Source organism: Peptoniphilus duerdenii ATCC BAA-1640 (genome assembly GCF_000146345.1).
GTDB classification, from domain to species: Bacteria; Bacillota; Clostridia; order Tissierellales; family Peptoniphilaceae; genus Peptoniphilus_B; species Peptoniphilus_B duerdenii.
This window is the reverse complement of the sequence record NZ_GL397071.1, coordinates 499,413-517,530: the sequence shown is the minus strand read 5'-3', so window position 1 is coordinate 517,530 and position 18,118 is coordinate 499,413. Positions and strand designations below refer to the sequence as shown.

The window sequence follows — 18,118 nt, the reverse complement described above, 5'->3', positions numbered from 1 at the left end:
AGCCCTATAATATGAGCTGTTTACTAATTAATCTCAACTTCAAGTCCAGATTTAAATACTACTTTTAATTTCTCATCATAAACCACTATCTTCTCTATCAGTCTCCTTACCAATTCTTCATCATAGCTTTCTATTTCTAATTTTTGATTTTCTAAAAACTCTTCTAATTCCTTTAGCCTGCTTTGTTCATTCTTCTCTTCTGCCATATTTAGGAGTAACTTTTCTTTCTCATTCCTTAACTCTTCCACCCTGTCTGCAAGGTCTGTGTAGTCTTTCTTGGCATTAGCAACTTTTAAAAGTTTTTCTTGAACCTCCAGCATTTCTTTGTCTATTGTTTCTATCCTGCTACTTCCATCACCTGTGATGGCTTTTTCAATATTCTCTTTTATTATTTCTTTTAATTCACTGCTTTCAGATATAAGTTGATTTATGGCTTCTACAACTGATTCTTGTAGGTCTTCTTCTTTTACAGTTCTTGCATGACAGGCATCTGGTCCATGGGTTACTCTTGTACAACACCTCCAGACGATGTATTTTTTTCCTCTGTTGTTCCAAGCAATTCTCCTGTAAATATCCCCACATTTAGAGCAATAGACAATACTTGAAAGGGCATATTTGCTTGAATAAATTCTTCTCTTCCCTTTGCCACTTACCATATTAGCTCGTCTGTACATTTCTTCTCCAACTCGCATGAAGATTTCTTTTGGAATGATGGCTTCGTGGCTATTTTCTACATAATACTGAGGCGCAATGCCATCATTTTTTACTCTTTTCTTATTCAGAAAATCTACTGTGTATGTTTTCTGCAGGAGAGCATCTCCCATATATTTCTCATTGGTTAATATTTGATTGAGGTTTGATACATGCCACTTCTTATTTCCTGCTCCATTTATTATCTTATCTTTTTCAAGTCCTACCTTTATGTCTCTTAGGCTTGCTCCTTCCAAGTATTCTCTGTAGATCCTTTTTACTATTTTTGCTTCTTCAGGAACTATGACAAGTTTTCCGTCTTCGTCTTTTGTGTAGCCTAAGAACCTATTATGGTTTACCTGGACTTGACCTTGTTGAAATCTATATTGAAAGCCTAACTTCACATTTTGTGATAAGGACTGACTTTCCTGTTGAGCAAGAGATGCCATAATAGTTAGGAGAACTTCCCCCTTGGCATCCATAGTGTTGATGTTTTCTTTTTCAAAGTAAACTGGGATGTTGTTTTCTTTTAGCTTACGAATGTACTTTAAGCAGTCTAGCGTATTTCTGGCAAACCTCGATATGGACTTTGTGATGATGTAGTCGATGTTTCCTTTCATGGCTTCTTCAATCATTTTATTAAAGCCAGCTCTTTTCTTAGTATAAGTTCCACTGATTCCCTCGTCAGAAAAAACTCCTACAAATTCCCAATCTGGTTTTTTCTTAATATAATTTGTGTAGTGGTCTACTTGAGTGTCATAGGAAGTTGCTTGTTCATCGCTATCTGTTGATACCCTTGCATAGGCTGCGACTCTAAGCTTCTTCTTTTCTGATTCCTTGATGGAATTTCCTTTTTTCTTCTTCGCTGGTATGACTATAACCTTGCTATTCATCATCTATCACCTCGATTAACCTATACTTATAACTTGCTCTCTCAAAAGGATATAGAGGCAAAGTCTCTCCTTCCTTATATCTAAACTTACAAGGAACTTTAATAATCTCTTCTTCTTTTTCCCAAACTCGTCCCATGGCCACTGCCCTTTCTTTTAACATTTGACCTGCCTTTTCATAACTTTCTCTATCTATTATCTTGGGATAGGTGTCATTTCCTAAATACTTTTTATTGGTTAGGATTCTTTTTACGCTTGAGCTGTTTTTCTTTAGACCTACAAGTTCTGCCGACTTTATAAGGGCATTGCCAGCAAGATAATTTTTAAAGATTTTTCTTATATTCTCCGCTTCTTTTTCTTGAACTTCTAATCTTCCGTCTCTTATGGTATAGCCATAGCATAACCTAGACATCTTCTTTCACTTCCTCTCTTAGTACAAGTCCACACTTTAAATGAAAATCAAGAGTCTCTCTATTGACAACCTGTATGTGATCAATGATTTCTTCAAGCAAGTCATCTTCAAAGTGATCTATCATTTCACTTTTTCCTAAGATTCCTATTAACTTTTCAAGTTCTCTTATTTCTTCATCATTTCCAAGGATAGCTTTTTTACTTCTTTCCTTTTCTTTGAGTAGATAATTTTCTTCGCCTGAAATCTCACTGCTTTCTTTTGCGTAAATACTTGCATCTAAAACTCCCGAAGTTATTAGTTTGTTTAGGACCTCTTTTCTTTCCTTTAGTTGTTCTAGACTTTCTTCTATTTTATTTATCTTCTCAACTTCTTCCGTGCTGTCCACTCTCTTTAAGGATTCTAAGAGTGGTGTAAGGATGCTATCTTTTCCAAAGATTAGCTTATTGACTAAAGTTACAAAAGCTAGTCTAATGTCCTTGTCTTTAATAAACTTCATGGAGCACTTATTGATATCTTTTAGGTGTTCACTACAAGTCCAGGCTATATATTTATCTTTGCCATTATAGTGATGTCTTCTTTTAAAGGTTGAACCACACTCGCCACACTTGATTTTCCCTGATAGGCTATATCTATTTTGATATCTTTTAGTGTCTTCTCCATTTCCTTTTGCTATGGCTCTAAGTCTTATTAATTCTTGTACTTTCTCAAATTCCTCTCTACTTACAATGGCTTCATGGTTATCTATTATCTTATACTGGTCTTCTTCTCCATCATTCTTGTGTCTCTTGTAACTATCGTCTGTATAGGTCTTTTGGTAGATGACATCACCTGTATATTTTTCATTTTTTAAGATTCCGTTTATAGTTGATCCGTGCCAGCTTGCTCCTCTTTGTCCTTTAATCTTTCTCTTATTTAAGTCTTCTGCAATTTTATGTGTTCCCTTACCTGAAAGATACTCTTCAAATATTTCTTTTATTATTTTTCCTTCCTCATCGTTCACTACCATCTTCCCGTCTATGTTCTCATAGCCATAAGGTGGGCTTGAAATAATGAAAGTTCCATTTTGAAATCTTTTCTTTATGGACCACTTATTATTTTCAGAAATAGACCTGGATTCACTTTCTGCAAGGGATGAAAGTATGGATAACATCAACTCACTTTCCATAGTTCTGGTATCAATATTTTCTTTTTCAAAATAGATGCCAATATTTAGGTCAAGGAGTCTTCTTACTATTTCCAAACAATCTGTTGTGTTTCTTGCAAGCCTTGAAATTGATTTGGTTAGGATAAAGTCTATTTTTCCGTCTTCACAATCTTTTAGCATTTTTAAAAGACCGTCTCTGCATTCTTTCTTTGTTCCAGTTATGCCTTCATCAAAGTATAGGCCTGCAAAAGTGTATGACTTGTTCTCAGATATAATCTTTTCGTAGTGTGCCTTTTGCGTTTTAAGGCTTACAAGCTGAGCGTCTTCATCAGTCGATACTCTTGCATAGGCAGCAACTCTTAATGTAGATTCTTCTTTTTGATTAGCTTCTATTTTTGTTATCTTTTTCATCCATTCAACCTCCTTTCTGCTAGTGCTATATTCCCGTACAAGTGAGTATTTATCAAGTCTTATAGCAGTAATTCTGAAAGAATAGGTCTGAATTTTTTAATGTTTTCTCTCCTGATTTTTCTATATTCTTCAAGGCTGATTTCGTCTAACAAAAATAGATCTTGGATGAACTTATCCGATAGATAAAAGTTAAGCTCTGCCTTTAAATCCCTTTCTGTGTATTCAGATTTTACAACTTCTTTTTCACCTTCAAGCTTTTTTACTTTCATACTCCACCTCCTATATCACAGGCAAAGAAATCAGGTCTATTTTTAACCTTAATTTTCTTTCCTCTATATTCCTTAGGACAAAGGAAGTAGTTTTGAGTAAAATTTAAATAATTAAAAAATTTAGATGAAAAAAGACCTATCAGTATTCCTGTACGAATACCAATAAATATAAGTTTTACTTAGTATTTTATGTAAGTGCACACTCCTGTTAATAGGGCAAAAAAAGAGACTAGCCTAATACCAGTCTCGTTATCTATCGTTTAATCAATTATTTAATTTCCAAGATTCCGCCTTAGCTTTTGCATTTATAAGGTCAGAATAAAGTCCATCATTCTTAATCAGTTCTTCATGATTTCCACGTTCTACTATTTCTCCATCTTTTAATACTAAAATCTGGTCAGCATTTCTAATTGTCTTTAACCTATGAGCAATCATTATTACTGTCTTATTTTTTGTTAATGATTCTATTGCTTCTTTAAGTTTATCTTCATTTTCTGGGTCTATATTTGCTGTTGCTTCATCAAATATTATGATGTCCGCGTCTTTTAGCATGGCTCTGGCTATGGAGATTCTTTGTTTTTCTCCACCAGATAGGCTTGCTCCACCTTCCCCAATGATAGTGTCATATCCTTCTGGTAAAGCTTCTATAAATTCATGACATCTTGCTTTTTTTGCAGCTTGAACTACTTCTTCATGGCTTGCATTTTGTTTTCCAAATTTTATATTGTTTTCAATAGTGTCTTCAAAGAGATAGACGTCTTGAAATACCATGGAAATTGAATTCATAAGATTTTCTATATTATAATCCTTAATATTTTTTCCACCTATTAAAATTTCGCAAGAATTTACATCCCAAAATCTCGCTATGAGATTACAAAATGTTGTCTTACCTGATCCAGATGGGCCGACAATGGCAGTCATAGTATTTTCTTTTATCTCTGCTGATACATTTTTTAAAATTGGTCTATCATCATAAGAGAAAGAAACATTTTTAAAGAATATATCATGATTTTTTATAGGCTCTGTAATACTTCCTTCTCTCATATCAGGCATTGAGTCTATAAAACCAACTGAATCTATGGCATTTTCGCAAGCTCTTAGGATTGCCATGTTTGATCCTGCCCCGATTAAGCCTTCAAAGATAATAAAGGATGCCATAATCATAAGAATTGTTTCAGCAAGTGGAAGTTCACCAGATAAATTTAATTTTAATGATACATAGACCATAGCTACTGTTGTTATTCCCATTACAATTCTTTGAATAACTGTGTATGGTGCTACAGATTTCTCCAGGTCTAAAAGTATTCTTGATGTGTCTTTTATAGACTTTCTCAAAGCCCTGTTATTTTCTCCACCAAGATTATAGGATTTTATAACCTGCATACCTTGTAAAGTTGCTAATACTTCTTTTGTAAGTCTTGTTTGTGTTTCTGTCATTTTATCTGCATTAGCTGATGATTTTTTCTCCATCATTGATGTAACGATGAAAAATACTACCACACCTGCTACAGCAACCAGTCCTACCTTTACGTTAAAAATTAAAGTTCCAAGGACAAAGACTAAAGTATTTAAAACTCCACCAAGTACAAGAACCAAAAGCATAGGCACCCACATTTCTGCTTGGGAAAGTGAAGATGTAGCAATAGTAGTTAATCTTCCTAGTGAAAAGCTTGAAAAGAAACCCATAGGAACTCTTTTTATCTTTTCTCCTATTTCTATTCTCTTGTGAGCTGCCATAAAATATCCTGCATGAGTCTGTGCCATCTGTGAAATTTTTAGTGTCATAATTTTGCCAACAAGAGATATGACTAATATGCCGAGACAAATAAAGATTGCCTTATAGTCTAAAGTTTTAGAAAATATATTTACTAGCATATAGTAAATTGCACCAAACTCAAGGGCATTAAATACTGCGTGCAAAAATCCAGCGAGAATAGATTTCTTAATATTTAGCTGTTCTTCTTTTGAAAAATTCCATATCTTTTTAAACACATTAAGCATTTTCATCACCCCTTAAATTTGCAGCATACATTTCCTTATAAAGTTCTGATGACTTTAATAGTTCTTCATGAGTACCATAAGAATTTAATTTGCCATCTTTAATAACAAATATCCTATCTGCATCAACAATTGTCTTTAACCTATGAGCGATTATGATTAAAGTTTTACCCTTAACTAGATTTGCCAAGGCGTTTTGTATGAGAGCTTCATTTTCAGGATCTATATAAGAAGTTGCTTCATCTAAAATTACGATTGGTGCATTCTTTAGCATGGCACGAGCAATAGATATTCTTTGTCTTTCTCCTCCAGACAGATGACCTCCACCTTCACCAACTCTTGTATCATAACCATTAGATAGATTCATAATAAAATCATGGCAGGCAGATTTTTTACATACATCTATAATTTCTTCGTCAGAGGCATTCTTATTTCCAAGCCTTATATTTTCCTTTATAGTCATATCAAAGAGGAAATTGTCTTGGGATACAAAAGAAATAAGTGAAGACAAGTTTTCGAGCGACACATCTTTTGTTTCTACTCCGCCAATTTTAATAGATCCCTTATCTACATTCCAAAATCCCGCAATGAGTTTTGCTATTGTGGACTTACCTGACCCAGAAGGACCAACGAGGGCTGAAACATTAGATTCTTTTATTTCCATAGAAAGATTATCTATAACCTTATTTTTTCCATCGTAGGAAAAGTCTACGTCTTGAAGTTCTATATTATAGGATTCTATTTTTTCTCCCTTGTCAATATTTTCTAACTCTCTTGAATCTAAAATTTTTCCTATTTCAGAAGTTATAGTTGATATTCTTGACATATCGTCCATATAGTTCATGATCTTTAAAATGCTAGAAACCGTAGCGAAGGATAAGACGATTAAGGTAATTAAATTTCCTAAATCAATACTTCCATTTATATAAAATAAAATCCCAAAGGGTATGATTGTAATAATTCCCATAGGAGAAAGTAATCTACCTATGGCAACCCTATTCATAGATTCACCCATCCAGTTATAATAAAAGCTTGCATTGTCATAAACTGCATCAGCATATTTTTTATAAGATGATTCGCTTTGATTAAATGTCTTTATTACTTCTATCCCATTTATATACTCAACAATGGAATTATTCATATGTTGACCAATGGAAACTGACTTTCCAAACATTTCCTTATAATGAGCATTCATAACAGACATCATAGTAGCCATTCCCACCACAAATGGAATTAGTGATAGCAAGGTCAATCGCCAATCTAAGGTAAACATATAAATAAATAATAAGACAGGTCCTACTAAATTTGCAGTAAATTCTGGGACTAAGTGGGCAAGGGATGTTTCCATAGAATCAACTTGCTCAACTATAATATTTTTTAATTCTCCAGATGATCTTGATAGTACATCTCCCAGCGGCATCTTAAATAATTTTTTGGAAATATCATTTCTAATTTCTCCTAATGAGTTAAAAGTTGCGGTATGGGAAATACTTGTTGATATTCCAGCTGCCACTTCTTTAATAACAAATGTTATTAAAATACTTATGCAAAGTGGAGTGTATAAGCTCATATCCCTTATGCCATTAATCAAATTCACAATAATTTTCGCCATGTATATATAGGAAAAAACCCCTGCCACCACTCCAATTATTGCCAGTAAGATTGACATAAAATATGAGCCTTTTCTCTTTTTTACATATTGTTTTATTAGATCCATCAAATCCCCTCCTTAATAAAACTTCGTAATAATAAGATAGGTCTATCCATTCACTACTTTATAGATAGACCTGCCTTAAATTCAATTTATTAACCTATTCTCATTTAGCTTTTACACTATAAATATTGAAAAATTGTGGTGTACTTGTAAATTCATATCCACCAATTTTGTCATTTCTATACAAAATCATTTCTTTTGAATAAGAAAGAGGCAAATCCATAGCGTTTTCGTTTGAATATACTATAGCTTTTTGTATATTATCTTTAATCTCCCCTTCGTTTGTAGAAGTGGAAGCCTTCTTTATTGCATCAATATATATGTTTGAATCAGAAAGTGCTTTTAACGGCATCAAATGTGGATCCATTTCAGTGATTGATTCTTGTAAGAACTTATGAGGTTCAGTATAAGAACCCTCTGTATTCCAGGTTGTCAAATGGAATTCTCCCTTTATACCATCTGTCCACCATGACATTTGATCTTTTTCAACTAGGTCAACATCTATACCTACTTCTTTTAATTGCGTCTTTATTGCAAGTGCAGTTTCCTTAGCAAGTACTAAATCTGACCAGTAAACATATTGAAGCTTTAATGGACTTCCGTCCTTTTCTCTAATTCCTGTATCTTTATTGAGTTTCCAACCCGCTTCATCTAGCAAGCTATTTGCCTTTTCAGGAGCATAACTATAAATAGTTGGATAATTTGCATCACAATAAGCTACATCTTTAGGGAATAAAGTTTCAGCTACATCTTCATATGAGTATGTTAAACTGTCGACAATGTCTTTTTTGTTAATTGCATAATTAATTGCTTGGCGAACTTTTAAATCTTCTAATTCTTTTTTACTTGGATTCAAAATTAGATTCTTAGTCAAAGTCCTATTTTTATTGACTTCTCCAGTAACATCCTTAATTTCAGAACCTTTTTTGAAGTCATCATAATTTATTAAATCTGCTCCATAAATTAAATCTATTTCCCCCTTATTTAAGGCTTGAAGTCTTGAGGAAGCATCAGGAATATATTTGACAATAACTTCATCATAATAAGGTTTTTCCCCATGATAATTTTCATTTCTAACAAATTTTGTATATTCTCCAGATTTAAATTCTTCATATACATAAGGACCTGTTCCTATATTTTCGTTAAATGTCTCAAAGTTTCCCTCAGTAAATGACTTTGGAGATGGCATCCCCAATACATTTTGGAAACAAAAGCCATTTATATAAAATTTAGACGGATTTTCATAGTGAACAGCAATCGTATTATCATCAATAACTTCTGTTGATTTTATCTCTGCAACAGCCCTAATGCCTGCAAAATTAGGGTTAGACTTATCAAAATCTAATATCTTTTTTACTGCATCAGCATTAAAATCTTCACCATCTGAAAACTTTACCCCATCCTTTAATTTAAAGACTAAAGTTTTGCCACCATCTTTATATTCAAAGCTTTCAGCAAGTTTTGGTACAATTTCACCGTTTTCATAAGCTACTAGGGTTTCATAAATCAAACCACAAGCCATATTATTTTCCTTATTCATTGTTAAAGTCGTAAGGTTTGTAAGTTCTTTAGCAGTACATAAGGTTAAAACCTTCTTGCTTTCATCTTTTGTGTTTTCACTTGCTACATTTGAATTTTCTTGTGCTTTTTCTTGATTCTTTTGGCAACCTCCTAGTAAAATTGAAAAACTAAATACAAGTGCCAATAAAACCATCATATTTTTTCTAAGTTTGATCATTTCTATCTCCTTTGCAATTTTCCTTCTCTCAATATTTTTCCTTTCTTTATCTCTATGATATAATTTGAAATCTGTTTTGCTTGATTTATATCATGAGTGATAAAAATATAAGAAATACTATGTTTAGATTGATAATAAAAAAGTAAGTTTAATACTTTTTCAATCGTCAGTAAGTCAAGCCCAGCCGTAACCTCATCTAGTATTAAAAAATCAGGATTAACCATAAGGGCTCTTATGAGCGACAATCTTCTTTGCTCACCTCCAGATAGTTGGTGAACGGGCACATCTAATATTTCCTTTTTTAAATGTAAATCCTCGCAAAATAATAACACCTTTTCCTTTCTTTCCTTTTTCGACAAGTTTGTTAAATTGATAAGCCCTTCTTCCAAATTTTTAAAAGTGCTTATACCAGGATTTAAAGTACCAGATGTATCCTGGAAAACAGATTGGATATTTTTTCTATATTTTCTTATTTTTTTTAATTTTAATTTTGAGATATCTACAGAATCATAGAGTATAGATCCTTCATCTATTCTTTCTAATCCTATTAATGCTTTTGCAATGGTGCTTTTACCAGATCCGCTTTCACCAATTAAACTTAAGTTATCTCCCCTTTTAAGTGAAAAGGAAATTTGATCTAGAGCTTTAAATGTCCCCTTTACTGTTTCAAAAGAAAGACTAACATTACTCATAGCTATTTCGTCCACTCCCATTCACCTCCAGAATCTAATATCTTCTGACTACATTTAACAAATTTTCTTGTCCATTCCTCTTTAGGATTTTCAAATATATCTTCACTACTCCCCTTTTCTATAACACACCCATTTTCTATCACATAGATGCAGTCGCTATATTTTTTAAGAATTTCGGCATCGTGTGTTATCAATAAAATTCCTTTGCCTTTGAAATTTGCTTTAATCAATTCAAAAAATAATGATGAGTTATAATTATCTAATGCTGATGTTGGTTCATCAGCAATTATATAATCAGTATTTAGTCCCATAGAAATTGCTAATATCACACGCTGAATCATGCCTCCTGAAAGTTCAGTTGGATATGAATCTAAAACTCTTTCATATTCAAGATTTACGCTTTTGAGCTTATCTTTTGCTATACTTAATGCTTCTGATTTATTTATATTAAGATTAGCAATATAAATTTCAATCATTTGACTTTTTATTTTTTTCCTTTTGTCAAAAGAAATCATGGGAAGTTGAGGAATAAATGCGATATTTCTATTTTTGATATTGATACTATCTTTTTCAAATATATCGAAATCATCTATAGTAATATTCCCAGAACTTACTTTTAAATCCTCTGATAAAATCCCAAGTATTGTGTTTACTAATGTAGTCTTCCCAGCACCACTGGGTCCAGTGAGACCAATAATTTTTCCCATAGGGATTCTAAGAGAAATATTATTTAAAAGATTGTTTCCTTTTTTATCTGTAACTTGTAATTGATTAACCAAAATCATATCTTCACCTTCTATTCGCTTCTTTTGCAATAATATTAAAAGACATTGTAGTAATAAAAACTGCAAAAATCGGGTAAATTATGAGTTCTGGCTTAATAAATATTGAATCTCTCGCTTCTAAAATCATAGAACCCCACTCCACAACATTTTCTCCAAGTCCAATTCCTATAAATGAAAAACCAGTAATTGCTAAAATCATATCCGCACAGGACAAACAAATATAATGAACTAAATCTAATAATATATTTGGTAGTATATGAACTAGAACCAACCTAGTCTTTGAAGCACCAAGTGAAATCATACAAGTGCAATAAGCTTTATCATATTCAATATTTATTTGAGTTCTAACAAGTCTTAAAAATCTCAATATATATGAAACAACCAAAGCGATTAATGTAGTTTTTATTCCATTTCCCCAAGATGCTATAAATATGATTAAATAAGCAATTGGTGGTATAGCCGTTACAGCATTAATAATCGAATCTACTATTACATTCTTTTTCATGGTAACTTTTGACGTTAGTGTACCTAAAAGCAAACCTAAAGTAAAAACAATAATTGATGCCGTCATAACCATAAATAATGTAGTTTTCCCCCCGTAAAGTATTCTCGATAAAACGCACCTGCCCATGCTATCATTTCCCAAAAGATACTTAGAACTTGGATTTGCAAATCTAAGGGGAAGATTAACTTCTAAGGGATCATTAGGGGCAAAAAAACTTCCAAAAAATATAAATAAAATCACTAGGAAAGGAAATAATGTCCTTTTGTTTATTTTCATTAATCTCCCCTTTCCTTTATCAAAAGATCGTTTATCAAATCTGATATTATATTAGCAAGTGCAATAAATAATGCTAAAAAGAAAACCAACCCATGAATCATCGTTGCATCACGATTTATTACAGAATTTACAATCAAATATCCAAATCCTGGAATAGAAAAAACTCCCTCAACTATTGCAACATTTGCAATCATAAGTCCAATACTCTGAAAGAAATTTGGGATTAACTTTACTATCGAGTTTGGCAATATATGTTTCACGAACAAAGTAAATTCCTTTAGACCATTTGCTCTAAAAAACATAATATAATATTCACCATTCTCTTTGTCTAAAGCATCTTTAAATAGTGGATAATAAAAAGATGCCCCAAATATCCCTAAAGTTATTGCAGGAAGTAGATAGTTTGTAATGCCAATATTACCTGCTACTGATAGCAAATTCCACTTTACTGCAAATATATCAAGTAAGATAATAGCAATATAAAAGCTAGGAATTGAAACACCAATAAGGCATAAAAGATTTATAAGCTTATTGATTATCTTGCTCTTCCATAAGAAAGTAATACATCCCAAAGATAATACTAAAATTACCTGCAATATTGCGGAAAAGAAAACAACAGATAAAGTTTTTGGCAAAGCCAACATTATATTATCCCAGACTGGTTTGCCATTGCTTAAAGACTGTCCTAAGTCTAAAGAAAAAAGATTTTTAATCCAGTTAAAATATTGCTTATATACAGGTTTGTCAAAACCAAATCTTATTCTTACTTCTTCAATTTGCTCAGGTGATGGACTTCCGATATGTCTTTTAGCATATGCAGTAGCTGGATCTACGGGAGATAATTTCATTAAAACAAATGACAATACGCTAACAATTAATAATGTCATTATTAGCTCATAAAATTTTTTTAAAAATGTCTTTTTAATATTCATTTTTATACCATAATTTAAAATCAGCCTAATAATTCAGGAAATTTATTTTTCAAATATTCTTCTAACATCTTTTTGATTGTTTCTTTATTTTCAATAAATATTTCTTTTTGATTTAAACTTTCATATCCTAAAATCAAAGTATTTACAAAGGTCACTAAAAACTCATCTTCAAAAATAGATGAGAGTTTATCGTTTGGAGGAAATGCAGCCGATAAAATTTCTGTGTTTGTTTCTTTTAAATTTTTAAACATTTCACACAATCTTTTATCTTCATTTTGTAGTTTCAAAAAAATTGCATAGATGCTTTTAAATTCATTTTCATCATAAATTCTTTCCATCATCATCTCAGTAATTGCGTCTAAACTCGTTAACTTAGATGTGTCGATAGTTTTGTTTTTTTCTCCTCTATATTTGATACCTGATTTCATAAAATCATAAATCATTTCATAGGTTGATCCATAATGATAGTAAACACCACCTTTACTTAAACTTACTTTTTCTATAACATCTTCCATAGTTGTATTTTGGAAACCCTTATCTAAGAAACATTTCTTTGCCGCTTCCAGAATTTCTAACTTCCTTTTTTCTCCTACTTTCAATTTTTTATCATTCAAAACTTTATCTCCCGTCAATAAATAATTCCGACGCTACCGTCAGTTTTATTTTAACTCATTTGATAATTAATTTCAATGCCTCGTCCTAAAAATAGAGTATTATAGTTTTAAAAAAACAAAAGCCTGATAAACTTCTAAATTAGAAATCTATCAGGCTTTAATTATTGTATTAAACTAATTGATTCACTCTTCTCTGGATAACATAATAATCATATCCAGCATTAGTTAACCTTCTTTTTCTCTCTTCTCCATTACCCCATTTTCCACTTATAACTTCCCTTGCTAATTGGTCGATTGTCTTGCCAACTGGATAAACTATTTTGCCATTTGCATCAAATATCTTTAATCCAAATCTATCGGCACATCTTTTGGCATTTTCTAAATTCTTAAATGCCCCTTTCTGACTTTTAGGATCAGACCAGGATTTTCTAACTCTATATAGTCCACCTACTGGTTTACTAACTGTCTTATCGCCTCTAAGCTTTTTATTAACCTCGCTTGCAATATATGGAAACTTGCTGCCTAGATATGGACCAGGACAATTTGTGTTTTTATACCACTCGTGTTTTTGAAGGACGCCATCTTTGCCTCCAGTATAGGTACAAGGATAGATTCCATTTCTTCTGCAGATGTCTGTCACTAAATCAATCAGTCTATTTAAAACATAATCAGACACCAACCACTGAGGTCCTCTAGTAGAGTTTCCTACTTCAATTGTTACTGCTCTATTGTCACACCAGGAAGATGAGGTTGTCCACGCTCTGTTAGATTCATCAACTCCTAAAACAATTACTCCATCAGATCCTAAATTATAGTTAGCTGATGCTCGTCTTGACCTTGGCACAAATATTCCAGCAAGATTTCTACCATTTATAACTCCAGCAGCATGGTGTATCGCAATTTTTGTTATCTTTTGATTTCTTCTTCCACTATGGTTAGGCGAGAGAATTGTTGCTTGTGCTAATGGACTATTACTCATTTATTTTTCCTCCTTAAATTGTTCTAATAACGTCTTTAACTTTTCTGGTACTGGCAAACCTAGAGCCACAGAATTTTCCAAAATAGAAAGCCCTTCATTAGCTATATAAAAAAAGATGATGGCTGTTCTTATCATTGTTCCATCACCTTTAATTAAATTTACGTCACATAGATTTGCGATTCCCACAACTATAAAAATCATAATCTTTTTAGCTATCCCTTTAAACCCTATGGATGAGGATAGTTTTCTTTCGACCCCTGCTCTTAAAACTCCTGTCAAATAGTCAGCTATTACAAAAGCAAGTAGTGTGTAGATAAAAGCATCTACACTTCCAAGATAAAATCCCAACCATCCTCCGATAGCTGTAAAACATACTTTTAGTATTTCAAAGAATTTGTTCATTTCATTCCTCCTCAGTTAATGTATAAGTTATTTTCATTGTCTTATCTGCCGTTTTTAATATTGGACTTGATAGGTTGTTAATTGTTCCAAGATATTGCGTGTGAAGGAATAGAAGTTTATAAAGAGTATAATTTCCATAACCTGCATCGGTATCAAAACCAATCATAAATGGACCAATATTAATTAAAGGCGTAGTTAAAAACTTCATATCAACATTAGCTGTATAAATAACATTGTCATTTTTATCAATTAAAAACTGCCTGGTTGCTACATAATCTCCATATTTGTAAAAATACTGATTTGTATACTCTCCTCTTAAAATATCGACTTCGCTTTCCAGATTAATTAATGTAATATCAACTGGATTATTAATATTTATTTTATAAACACCATTTTTTTTGTAATTTAAACAATACAAATATTTGCCTCTAACAACGCTAGCTATCGTTCGATAGTGGCTTTCATTTTCTGAACTAGGATACCGTCCTATATACATTAGTTGTACATTTTCCAAAGTCCATTTATCCTCCGTAAATGAAAAATCATCTTTCTTTATTTTTATCGTGTATATTTCAGCATTTCCCCTGCTGTTCGTTTCCCCCTCCGTTGAAAATCCATACCAATATCCATCTTCCCCATCATGGAAGGAACAGTTAATGCTATATCTACTAGGGAAAAATTTTTCAGGTTTAATGTAATTTACTTCAACATCTTGTGTAGGCATACCTAAAATCGTATCATTAAGTCCGATATTGAAAAATGACTCCTTAATTCTAGCTATTTGAATTTGTCTATCAGGCATAGGCCAAATAGAATAAAAACTTTGGTCTTTTAAGTTTACTTCAACAAGACCTGCATAATAAGATAGAACAGCTTTGTCTGTTTTTGTACTAACCTTGTTTAACATAAGAATTCCTGATTCCCTGTCATAAGAGTTTCCATAAAAGCTTTTGCCTCCTCTATAATGAGTTAAAGCTAAGGACGAAATCCTTCCATTTCCTTGTGAGGTTGAAAAGTCCCATACAAACTTATATCCTCTATCTATTGGTTTGGATTCCGTCAAGTTAGCAGATCCTCTTTTGGAATTGTCAGTATCATTAACATCATTTGATGCATAACCAATAATTGGATTGTCTGAAGGTGCAATTATTTTATTTGGATCCTCCTCCAAGGGATTTTCAAATAATAATATTCCACCATAACATTTATTAGCTATGGGAAATATTTCATCTTTAAACTGAACTGTTCCATTATCTAATGGATACATAAGTCCTGATGGATTGAGCCTTAATAAATCTGGGACTGCATTAGTTATTAGGTTTTCATCTTCATAAATCTCCTTTGTATTTGTCCTCACATCAGTTAGTTCGATGACTGATTTACCCTTGAGCATTTCCTTCCTCCTTATCTTTAAATTCTGTAGTAATTTCTTCTTTATATTTCCCAATCATTAATCCTTGATATTTAAATCTTCCTACCTTTTCATTTAATATAATCGGTGTTGGTATTTGTCTTTCTACTTTGTAGTCTGCTTTAAGTTTCCTAAAAAGAAATGAATGGCTAAGTTCTATCTTCTTCCAAGATTCATCAATTTTAAGCTTTCCATCCCAAGTCTCTGTAGAACCTAGGGATTGACCAGATATAGCTGCAATAGCATTATCTTTACCTATCATAGCTTGCCCTGATTCAAGCCTAATTAATACTGAGAAGTTGTTCATCGTCTTTTCTTGTAGTTTAGTTAATGGATAAAAAAGATTTAGAATATGGTCACCACTTAGGTAGGTTTCTTTTGGAATGTGATGTTCTATTTTTGTATCATTAAAAATGTAAGTAATAACAAGCCTTGTTGGTATTTCTATATTTTCAATAAAGTCCAACTCCTCTACTTCTTCTTTTTCTTCAAATTTTGGAGGATCATAGGATTTTCCATCATTATTTAAAACCTCTACTTGTTTCTTGACCTTTCTTGATATCTTTCTAGTTTTTTCTTCAGTATCACAAATTATATTTAACAAGATAGTGGCATTAAAAATTGCCTCCGTTTCTTTGTTGGAGGCAAATTCTATACGAATTATTGGTGTATCTGTGGTAGAAAGATTAAAGGCAGAGTAATTAGAATAGGCATGAACAACTAATTTTTCAGATTCAATCTGATTTAAAAGTCCGACTATATTTTTATCATTCTTACTTTTCGCCTTTGATAAATATGGATTCTTCCCAACTCCTAAAATTCTGTGCTTACCATTTATCTTGTATTCAATGTCAGTAATAAGCCCTTCAATTTTTTCTTCTTCGTAAGAGATAGCTATCCTATCTCCAACATCAAGGCTTGGGTCTCCTATAGTCACCATGTCAAAAGGTGTGTGATGAATCTTACAAATTTCAGTAAGAAGTGCCACACACATTCTTTTTCTTTTTTCTGGAAGTCCTAACTGCATCAGCGGATTTATTCCAAGATTCATAGTTAGACCATCATCATTTTCTAAAGAGTAGTATTCAGCTATTTTAGTCTTTGCATTTGTTGAGTTGATAGCCGTATATCTTGTCTTGAAATCTGATATTGATGAAGAAAATCTTTCTCTCGTTTTAATTTCAGTTGATATGCTTTCTGCATACTTTTTAAAAACCAATTTCCCATCACGAGAGACCTGTGCAAAAGCACCAAGGGTTGATGCTATATAGTGAATAAAGTCCCTGTAAGTTTCTATATCGTGGTCTTGATAAATTGCCAAAACTTCCTCACCATTTACAAAAGCTTTTACCTCATCTTCTGTCATACCTAGTTCTACCTTGCACTTCTCACATGAAAGACTTAGTAGTTCAAAGGCTGTGCCAAAGGTATCTGTTACTGGGAAGTTCTTATCAAACCTAAGCATATAATCATAGCCTTTTAGCTCTAAAATCTTCTTTGACCTATTTGCCTCAGTAACATCAAAGATTCCCATTGGTATGGTTTCTATCTTTTTATTTTCTAATTCTTGATGGTAAAAAAGCTCTAGCTTAGAATCTTCTAGAGAATACCTATCTATATTTGAAAAAAGACTAATTCCAAATTCTCCAGCATAGACTGTCCCTATTTCAAGTTCAGAAGACCCAGAGCAAGAACGATGGATATATCCAGACCCTTTTAAAATATCCTTATTTGTAAAGGGAATAGTCGTTTCATCTTTTAAGATGAGATTTCCCGTCCAGTAAAATTTACGAGAATTCTTTTTAATTGCTGTTTTATATTCATTGCTTGTTGGATACATCAGTACTCCTCCAATGAAAAAGATACTTCCCACAATCCTTTATAAGAAGTATCTTTTATTAGTTTGACTTGAAATTTATCTATATACATTTGTGTCTCTTTAAGTTCCAATGTTTCTGTATCTAAGAATTTAACTTTAAGGTTAGACTTGTTAGTAAGACTACTCAATCTCTTTACAAGTTTAGGACTACAAGAAAAACTTACAGAAATACTCGCTACTTTATTTCTAACAATATCCCTCTGAATTGTACCTGCCTCTGTCTCTCCTCCAGTATCTGCCTCTATGTCTCTAAACTCCAAATCATAAGAATTTGGTAGAGGTAGGTCTACTCCTTCAATAATTAAATATGATTGATATTTCATTATACGACTACACCTCCATTCACTGCGTCGCTTTGCTCCTTGTTCATGGGGTGA

17 protein-coding genes are annotated in these 18,118 nt (G+C 32.3%); all 17 read right to left on the bottom strand.

Features of this window, described 5'->3' with window-relative positions:
• Positions 1 to 23: 23 nt before the first annotated feature.
• A complete protein-coding gene (locus HMPREF9225_RS02380; RefSeq protein WP_040551278.1) occupies positions 24 to 1,583 on the bottom strand; it encodes a recombinase family protein in 1,560 nt (519 codons plus the stop codon).
• A complete protein-coding gene (locus HMPREF9225_RS02375) occupies positions 1,576 to 1,992 on the bottom strand; it encodes a recombinase family protein (protein WP_008901331.1) in 417 nt (138 codons plus the stop codon). The genes HMPREF9225_RS02380 and HMPREF9225_RS02375 overlap by 8 nt, the downstream gene beginning before the upstream one ends.
• Positions 1,985 to 3,547 carry a recombinase family protein gene (locus HMPREF9225_RS02370; protein WP_008901330.1) on the bottom strand — a complete coding sequence of 521 codons (1,563 nt, stop codon included), beginning with the start codon at positions 3,545 to 3,547 and terminating at the stop codon, positions 1,985 to 1,987. The genes HMPREF9225_RS02375 and HMPREF9225_RS02370 overlap by 8 nt, the downstream gene beginning before the upstream one ends.
• A 59-nt stretch (positions 3,548 to 3,606) precedes the next feature.
• Positions 3,607 to 3,816 (bottom strand): SHOCT domain-containing protein, encoded by a 210-nt coding sequence (locus HMPREF9225_RS02365; protein WP_008901329.1) that lies wholly within the window; start codon positions 3,814 to 3,816, stop codon positions 3,607 to 3,609.
• A gap of 264 nt (positions 3,817 to 4,080) precedes the next feature.
• Positions 4,081 to 5,817 carry an ABC transporter ATP-binding protein gene (locus HMPREF9225_RS02360; protein ID WP_040551277.1) on the bottom strand — a complete coding sequence of 579 codons (1,737 nt, stop codon included), beginning with the start codon at positions 5,815 to 5,817 and terminating at the stop codon, positions 4,081 to 4,083.
• Positions 5,810 to 7,531 (bottom strand): ABC transporter ATP-binding protein, encoded by a 1,722-nt coding sequence (locus tag HMPREF9225_RS02355; protein ID WP_008901327.1) that lies wholly within the window; start codon positions 7,529 to 7,531, stop codon positions 5,810 to 5,812. The genes HMPREF9225_RS02360 and HMPREF9225_RS02355 overlap by 8 nt, the downstream gene beginning before the upstream one ends.
• Positions 7,532 to 7,631: 100 nt before the next feature.
• On the bottom strand, positions 7,632 to 9,266 hold the full coding sequence (locus HMPREF9225_RS02350) for an ABC transporter substrate-binding protein (protein WP_008901326.1): 1,635 nt from the start codon (positions 9,264 to 9,266) through the stop codon (positions 7,632 to 7,634).
• A gap of 2 nt (positions 9,267 to 9,268) precedes the next feature.
• Entirely contained in the window at positions 9,269 to 9,979 is a 711-nt protein-coding gene (locus tag HMPREF9225_RS02345) for an ATP-binding cassette domain-containing protein (protein ID WP_008901325.1), read from the bottom strand.
• Positions 9,961 to 10,743, bottom strand: coding sequence for an ATP-binding cassette domain-containing protein (locus tag HMPREF9225_RS02340; protein WP_040551276.1), 783 nt, complete (start codon positions 10,741 to 10,743; stop codon positions 9,961 to 9,963). Before HMPREF9225_RS02340 ends, HMPREF9225_RS02345 begins: the two co-directional genes overlap by 19 nt.
• A 4-nt stretch (positions 10,744 to 10,747) precedes the next feature.
• Positions 10,748 to 11,524 (bottom strand): ABC transporter permease, encoded by a 777-nt coding sequence (locus tag HMPREF9225_RS02335; protein ID WP_004816322.1) that lies wholly within the window; start codon positions 11,522 to 11,524, stop codon positions 10,748 to 10,750.
• On the bottom strand, positions 11,524 to 12,456 hold the full coding sequence (locus tag HMPREF9225_RS02330; RefSeq protein WP_008901323.1) for an ABC transporter permease: 933 nt from the start codon (positions 12,454 to 12,456) through the stop codon (positions 11,524 to 11,526). The genes HMPREF9225_RS02335 and HMPREF9225_RS02330 overlap by 1 nt, the downstream gene beginning before the upstream one ends.
• A gap of 20 nt (positions 12,457 to 12,476) precedes the next feature.
• Positions 12,477 to 13,070: a TetR/AcrR family transcriptional regulator gene (locus HMPREF9225_RS02325; protein WP_040551275.1), complete on the bottom strand. Its 594-nt coding sequence runs from the start codon at positions 13,068 to 13,070 to the stop codon at positions 12,477 to 12,479.
• A 169-nt stretch (positions 13,071 to 13,239) separates the two neighbouring features.
• Positions 13,240 to 14,049, bottom strand: a complete 810-nt coding sequence (locus tag HMPREF9225_RS02320; RefSeq protein WP_008901321.1) for an N-acetylmuramoyl-L-alanine amidase — start codon at positions 14,047 to 14,049, stop codon at positions 13,240 to 13,242.
• Positions 14,050 to 14,451: a phage holin family protein gene (locus HMPREF9225_RS02315; protein WP_008901320.1), complete on the bottom strand. Its 402-nt coding sequence runs from the start codon at positions 14,449 to 14,451 to the stop codon at positions 14,050 to 14,052. It abuts the gene before it with no gap.
• Position 14,452: 1 nt separating this feature from the next.
• Positions 14,453 to 15,844 (bottom strand): hypothetical protein, encoded by a 1,392-nt coding sequence (locus tag HMPREF9225_RS02310; protein ID WP_040551274.1) that lies wholly within the window; start codon positions 15,842 to 15,844, stop codon positions 14,453 to 14,455.
• The gene (locus HMPREF9225_RS02305) at positions 15,831 to 17,702 is read right to left on the bottom strand and encodes a hypothetical protein (protein WP_008901318.1); all 1,872 of its coding nucleotides are present in this window, start codon (positions 17,700 to 17,702) and stop codon (positions 15,831 to 15,833) included. Before HMPREF9225_RS02305 ends, HMPREF9225_RS02310 begins: the two co-directional genes overlap by 14 nt.
• On the bottom strand, positions 17,702 to 18,064 hold the full coding sequence (locus HMPREF9225_RS02300; RefSeq protein WP_008901317.1) for a hypothetical protein: 363 nt from the start codon (positions 18,062 to 18,064) through the stop codon (positions 17,702 to 17,704). The genes HMPREF9225_RS02305 and HMPREF9225_RS02300 overlap by 1 nt, the downstream gene beginning before the upstream one ends.
• Between the last annotated feature and the right edge of the window lie 54 nt (positions 18,065 to 18,118).